The sequence below is a fragment of the Streptococcus australis genome (assembly GCF_040226615.1).
Taxonomy (GTDB): Bacteria; Bacillota; Bacilli; order Lactobacillales; family Streptococcaceae; genus Streptococcus; species Streptococcus australis_E.
This window is the reverse complement of record NZ_JBCOAT010000002.1, coordinates 148,418-154,947: the sequence shown is the minus strand read 5'-3', so window position 1 is coordinate 154,947 and position 6,530 is coordinate 148,418. Positions and strand designations below refer to the sequence as shown.

General features: G+C 43.5%; 5 protein-coding genes. 4 read left to right on the top strand and 1 reads right to left on the bottom strand.

Annotated features, from left to right (window positions below; translation table 11 throughout):
- Positions 1–1,432, bottom strand: a 1,432-nt coding sequence (locus ABT997_RS03165) for a Cna B-type domain-containing protein (protein WP_350018715.1), incomplete at its 3' end; no start/stop codon positions are given.
- Positions 1,433–2,009: 577 nt separating this feature from the next.
- On the opposite strand from ABT997_RS03165, the gene recJ reads away from it, so the two are divergent.
- From recJ to metA, 4 genes are all read left to right on the top strand, one after another.
- Entirely contained in the window at positions 2,010–4,223 is a 2,214-nt protein-coding gene (gene recJ, locus ABT997_RS03160) for a single-stranded-DNA-specific exonuclease RecJ (protein WP_350018714.1), read from the top strand.
- Complete coding sequence (locus ABT997_RS03155) at positions 4,223–4,813, top strand: TipC family immunity protein (RefSeq protein WP_350018713.1); 591 nt, start codon at positions 4,223–4,225, stop codon at positions 4,811–4,813. Before recJ ends, ABT997_RS03155 begins: the two co-directional genes overlap by 1 nt.
- A 156-nt stretch (positions 4,814–4,969) precedes the next feature.
- Complete coding sequence (locus tag ABT997_RS03150; protein WP_003002788.1) at positions 4,970–5,482, top strand: adenine phosphoribosyltransferase; 513 nt, start codon at positions 4,970–4,972, stop codon at positions 5,480–5,482.
- A gap of 101 nt (positions 5,483–5,583) precedes the next feature.
- Positions 5,584–6,528 carry a homoserine O-acetyltransferase MetA gene (metA, locus tag ABT997_RS03145; RefSeq protein WP_006596512.1) on the top strand — a complete coding sequence of 315 codons (945 nt, stop codon included), beginning with the start codon at positions 5,584–5,586 and terminating at the stop codon, positions 6,526–6,528.
- The last annotated feature ends 2 nt before the right edge of the window (positions 6,529–6,530 follow it).

Here is a 6,530-nt window from a genome sequence, read left to right as displayed (position 1 = left end):
TCTTAGGCTCCTCTGATGAAACAGTTGTAGCAGGAGTTTCAGGCGTAGTAGTTGTCGTAGTAGTGGTTGTTGTAGTCGTTGTAGTTGGTTTGTTTGATGTGTTGACGACCTTAATCACGTTTGCATCATCAATTTTTTCAACTTTAGAAGTGTAACCTTCAGGTGTGTTTGTTTCCACTACTGAGTACTCAATCTTCTTACCGTCTTTGATACCTGGCAATTTCGTAAATGCTGCTTGCCAACCAGAAGCTTTTGTAAGAGTTTGTGTCATTCCTTCTAAAGCTTTGCCGTCAGCATACAATTGAACAGTGATATCTTTACGGTCAGCTTCTTCATCGCCAACCCATTCTTTCTGAACGGTCACAGTTGTGTCACCAGATACCCAGAATTTCAACTCTGTATTGTTCCAGAATGCTGGGTCTGTTTGAGGTGTTGTGATTTCGTCAGCTTTCAAGGTAGAGTTGTTGTCTACGCGAATGGTAGTCTTAGGAATTAATGTTTGGTATTCAATGATTAATTCTTCGTCTGTAGCAGTTTTGAAGACATCACTGACATCTGATAAGTTCACAGTAAATCCGTTACCGTCTGCATCGAATTTCACATGTTGCCAGAAGTCCCATCCTGAAGCAACCACTTGACCACCTTTTCTTAATGTGAAGGATGGTTTCAAGTAAGTTCCCACGAAGAATTCACTTGCTTCGTGCTTCGCAGCTGGAGCGAAAGTGATTTTTGAATAATCTACTGCTGGAGCTTGGATACGATCTGACACAACTGGGTTAGTGATGGCTTGTTTCTTACCATCTCCGTTGATACGGATAAACCATTTTGTAAGGTAGTAGTCATCTCCAACATTCATCCAGGCATAGTTTTCAGAAGCGTCTAATTTGAATGTTTTTGTTGTGTAGGAACCATCAAGGTTGTACTTGTTCAAAACAGATTCAAATACGCCAGGTCCATCAGGACGAGTGATGATGACAGATTCTGAACCGACTTTAGAAGTGGCGGTCTTGTTTCCAGGATTTCCTGGAGTGCTATCCCACACTGCTTGGTATGAGAAACCACCCTTAACGTTTTGGTTCATGGATTCGATTGCTTTTTTAAAGGTAAAAGTAATCTTCTTGTCTGTCATCGACAAGGTAGCTACTTCAGCACCGTTGGCTTGAAGTGACTCTGTTGCAAGTTTGGTGATATTGACACCTTCAGGAGCGTCGATAGTAAACGTATCACCTTCCTTAACAGAAATACCTGTTAAGTCCCAATCAAAAGAAAAATTAACCTTTTGACCAGATGTATCTGCTTTAAGGTTTGTAATGGTTGGTGTAACAGTTGCTGCAGAAACTGGCTTGATGATTGACAAGCCAAGAGCAACTACACTAATCATTGCTACAAACGCGAATAATTTTTTATAGAAAGTTTTCACTTGTTCCTCCATTCCTTTTTCCTGGTTTGGAAGTAGATCACTTTTTTCCACACATTTTAAGCGTGTCCAGTTCTATACCGACAAGGAGTCGGTTAGATGTTTATGACGGTTTTTCTGCTAGGACTGAATGGTAGAGACCATCGTTGTAGCTAGAGAAAAGCGGAAGTCGACTGTGACAGCTTAAAATAAAAAACTGATTGTCCTTTCCACACACAGAATTAATAACTCCAAGGGCCATAAAGTTCAGGATTTCAAAGCAATACAGCTGAAAAACCGATTGATTTGTTTCCCTATAATTTTAAGCCTCTTATATTATATTACAATCCTTTGCAGTGTCAAGTAATTTGTATCTAAAAAATAAAAAATAGTAGGATTTCTTATTGGTAGGTCTTTTCGTAGGTTAAAAAGATTGAAAAGATTGGAAGAAGACTTGTAACAGACGCAGTTTGGGAACTGAGCTAAGCTTGATTTTTAAGACCTGGGGTAGAAGATTTTACCCCTACTGATTCAAAGCTAGCTTTCATTTTCTGGATTCCTGGCTTTCATGTTATAATATGCTGATAAGAAAAAACAGGAGACAAGGACCGAGATGATCACGTCAAAATATGAATGGCAGTTTGCTGCGCCCTTTTCAGATGATACTTTTTTGGCGCAAGCAAAGAAAAGAGGATTGGAAGCATCCGCAGCTAAGTTACTGGGAGAACGAGGGATCCAGACGGAAGAGGCGCTGGATCGTTTTCTTGAACCGCGGCTAGAAGATCTGCATGATCCCTACCTGCTACACGATATGGACAAGGCTGTGGATCGGATCCGCCAAGCTATTGAAGATTATGAACAGATCCTAGTTTATGGAGATTATGATGCAGACGGTATGACGGCTGCTTCTATCATGAAGGAAACCCTGGAGCAGATGGGGGCGGAAGTAGCGGTCTATCTGCCTAATCGTTTTACAGATGGGTATGGTCCCAATGCCAGTGTCTACAAGTACTTTATCGAACAGCAGGGGATTTCCCTCATCATCACGGTGGATAATGGAGTAGCTGGACACGAAGCCATTGACTTGGCCCAAAGCATGGGGGTAGATGTCATTGTGACAGACCACCATGCCATGCCCGAAGTCTTGCCCGATGCCTATGCTGTCATTCATCCTGAGCATCCAGATGCCGATTACCCTTTCAAACACTTAGCGGGCTGTGGTGTTGCCTTTAAATTAGCGACTGCTCTCTTAGAAGAGGTGCCTCTAGATTTTCTTGATTTGGTAGCCATTGGGACCATTGCGGATATGGTCAGTCTGACAGACGAAAACCGCATCCTGGTCAAGTACGGCCTAGGTGTCCTTCGCCAAACCCAACGGATCGGCCTTCAGGAAATGCTCAAGCTGGCCTCCATCGCCCCTCAAGATGTAAATGAAGAAACGGTTGGTTTTCAGATTGCCCCTCGTCTCAATGCGCTGGGTCGCTTGGATGACCCAAATCCAGCGGTCGAACTCTTGACAGGCTTTGACGACGAAGAGGCGTTGGAGATTGCGCTGATGATTCAAGCCAAGAATGAAGAGCGCAAGGAAATCGTCCAAGCCATCTATGATGAGGCCAAAGCCATGGTGGACCCAAGTCTTCCCGTTCAAATTTTGGCCAAGGAAGGCTGGAATCCTGGTGTCTTAGGGATCGTAGCCGGTCGACTGCTAGAAGAGCTCCATCAGCCCATCATCGTCCTCACCGTAGACCAAGGCAAGGCCAAGGGAAGTGCGCGAAGTCCCGAAAGTGTCCATATTTTTGAAGCCCTAGATCCCCATCGGGATCTCTTTATCGCCTTTGGAGGTCATGCGGGTGCAGCTGGTATGACTCTGGAAGTGGACAAGCTCCCTCGTCTGACCGAGATTTTTTCCGATTATATTCGTGAAAAAGGGATTGACCTGACGGCCAAATCTACCCTCTTTGTTGATGAGGAATTGGACCTAGAAGAGCTGACCTTGGATACCTTGAAGAGTTTTGACCGTCTGGCTCCTTTTGGGATGGACCATAAGAAGCCAGTCTTTTACATTCGTGATTTCCAAGTGGAGTCTAGTCGGACCATGGGGGCTGGCAATAGCCATCTGAAGTTGAAGATTCAAAAAGGCGATACCCGCTTTGATGTCGTGGCTTTTGGCCAGGGCCATTTGGAATTGGAGTACTCCCAAGCGAAAAACTTGGAGTTGGTGGTATCCTTGTCCGTCAATCAGTGGAATGGACAGACCACCCTGCAACTGATGGTGGTGGATGCCCGTGTAGAAGGAGTACAGCTCTACAATATCCGAGGAAAGAATGCTCCTCTCCCACAAGCCGTCCCACTCTTTAGTCAGTTGGAAGAAGGGGAAGATTCCCCTGCCATTGTCATCGATCGCATACCCGATGACCTGGCTGACTTGAAAACTCTCTTCCAAGAACAGAGCTTCCAAGCGGTTTATTTTAAAAATCACCTAGACAAGGCCTATTATCTGACCGGCTACGGTAGCCGTGATCAGTATGCTAAACTCTACAAAACGCTTTATCAGTTCCCTGAATTTGATATCCGCCATAAGCTCAGCCAACTATCTGACTACCTCAAGATTCCACAGATCTTGTTAATCAAGATGATCCAAATCTTCCAAGAGTTAGGCTTTGTCCAGATTGAAAATGGCATCATGACGGTCAACAAGGAAGCGGAGAAGAAAGAGATTACCTCAAGTTCCATCTATCAGGACTTGGTGCAGACGGTCAAAGACCAGGAACTCATGGCTTTAGGATCTGTGCAAGAAATTTATGACTATTTAACGGAATCGATTTAATGAACAAAAAGAAAATATTTTTCTGGCTCAGCCCTTTCCTGCTTGTTGCACTTTATTGGTTGGGAATCTACTGGAGTTTGAGAAATCCCATGGAGGAGATCAACTACGCTGAAAATGGCGGCTGGATGCGCTATGTGATGTTTAGGCCCTTTACAGAAACGATCGGAAGGGATCGCATCTGGAAGGAAGATGAAGGATTTCAAATGTATCCCTATTCAGATGACATCGTTGGTGGTCAAGAAGAGCTATCCGTCATGATGTTTCGAGATAGTTCTGAATGGGTTTATTGGTATAAATACCAGCTAAACGAAAATGCATATGTTCGGATGTTCTTCGAGTACGATTCTACAAATAAGGTGTTCCTCCAAAGGGAAGTCTATCTTTATGAGGATGATCAAACAGTCGAGGGGAGTGATTTTTTACAGAAACTATCCACCTACGGCAAAGATCGCACTTGGCTTCGAAACCAAAGTAAGAAGGTCGCCGAACAATACATCCTTGGTACTTGGTTCAAAAGGGGAAGTTCTCGTTATTCCTTGAAGAACTTAGGCGATATGAAAATCCAGTACAATGAATTGCTAGAAGAATAGTAAGTTTTTTGGAATCCAATCCCACATCTTATTTCGGATGTGGGATTTTGCTTTTGTCACAGAGGGTTGGGAAAATGATTTAGTAAAAAATGATGCACGTTAGTAGAATTCATGGTATAATGGAATGTAAAAATTTTTTATGAAAGAAAGTTAACCATGAATTTAAAAGATTACATTGCAAGCATTGAAAATTATCCACAAGAAGGAATTACCTTCCGTGATATCAGCCCTTTGATGGCAGATGGCAATGCTTATAGTTACGCGATTCGTGAAATCGTTCAATACGCAACCGATAAGAAGATCGATATGATCGTCGGTCCTGAAGCGCGTGGTTTCATCGTTGGATGTCCGGTCGCTTTTGAATTGGGAATTGGTTTTGCACCTGTTCGGAAGCCTGGTAAGTTGCCACGTGAAGTCATCTCAGCGGACTACGAAAAAGAATACGGTGTGGATACCTTGACCATGCACGCCGATGCTATCAAACCAGGCCAACGCGTCCTCATCGTCGATGACCTCTTGGCAACAGGCGGTACCGTTAAAGCAACCATCGAAATGATTGAAAAACTCGGTGGAGTGGTTGCAGGTTGTGCCTTCTTGATCGAGCTCGATGATCTCAAAGGCCGCGAAGCTATTGGAGACTACGATTACAAGGTCTTGATGCATTACTAATATAGTTTAGAGCTATATCTAGATAGAGAAAAACCATAATTGAAAACTATATGCTCCTGTCTTATAATAAGAGGTAACAACTTGTAAGATGGGAGCTTTTTATGCCAATTACCTTAGATAAGAAATTACCAGCAGTTGATATTCTTCGCTCAGAAAATATTTTTGTTATGGATGATATTCGGGCAACTCACCAAGATATTCGTCCGATGAATGTTCTGATTTTGAATCTCATGCCGACTAAGGTAGCAACTGAGACTCAACTGTTACGCCTCCTGGCCAATACTCCCTTGCAGATCAATGTGGATTTCCTCTATATGACAAGCCATGAGTCCAAGACAACAGCAGCAGAGCATATGGAAGTCTTTTACAAATCCTTCGAGGATATTAAAGAGAATTATTATGATGGCCTGATCATTACGGGAGCTCCAGTAGAGAAATTGGCTTTTGAGGAAGTGGATTACTGGGAGGAGTTAACAAAGGTCTTTGCTTGGTCGAAGCGCCATGTTTTTTCAACCTTGCATCTTTGTTGGGGTGCGCAAGCTGGTCTCTATTACCGCTATGGGATTGAAAAAGTAGCTCTCTGTGACAAGCTATCAGGGATCTATGAGCAAACAGTCATGAATCCACAGAACCGATTGATGCGTGGTTTTGATGATGCTTTTCTGGCTCCTCACTCACGTTATACGGATGTTCCCCTCAAAGAAGTGCTAGACAAGAGCAACTTGCAAGTCTTAGCTCAAGGCGGTGAAGTAGGTCTATCTATTCTGGCCAGCCCAGACCTTCGAGAGGTCTATAGTTTTGGTCATCTGGAGTATGACCGTGATACCTTGGCCAAGGAATACCAGCGGGATGTGAAAGCGGGCTTGAATCCAGATCTTCCGAAAAATTATTACGATCAGGATGACAGCAGTCGGGACCCTCGGATGCGGTGGAACTTAGCGGCAGCCAACTTCTTTAGCAATTGGATCAATTATGCAGTTTACCAAGAAACTCCTTATCGTTTGGAGGAGTTAGAAAAAGATATTTCATTTTATGGTTACCTATAAAG

Bases quoted from the DNA above. Each gene is read 5' to 3' on its own strand.
- metA (WP_006596512.1), top strand. From the start codon at position 5,584: ATGCCAATTACCTTAGATAAGAAATTACCAGCAGTTGATATTCTTCGC.
- recJ (WP_350018714.1), top strand. From the start codon at position 2,010: ATGATCACGTCAAAATATGAATGGCAGTTTGCTGCGCCCTTTTCAGAT.
- ABT997_RS03155 (WP_350018713.1), top strand. From the start codon at position 4,223: ATGAACAAAAAGAAAATATTTTTCTGGCTCAGCCCTTTCCTGCTTGTT.
- ABT997_RS03150 (WP_003002788.1), top strand. From the start codon at position 4,970: ATGAATTTAAAAGATTACATTGCAAGCATTGAAAATTATCCACAAGAA.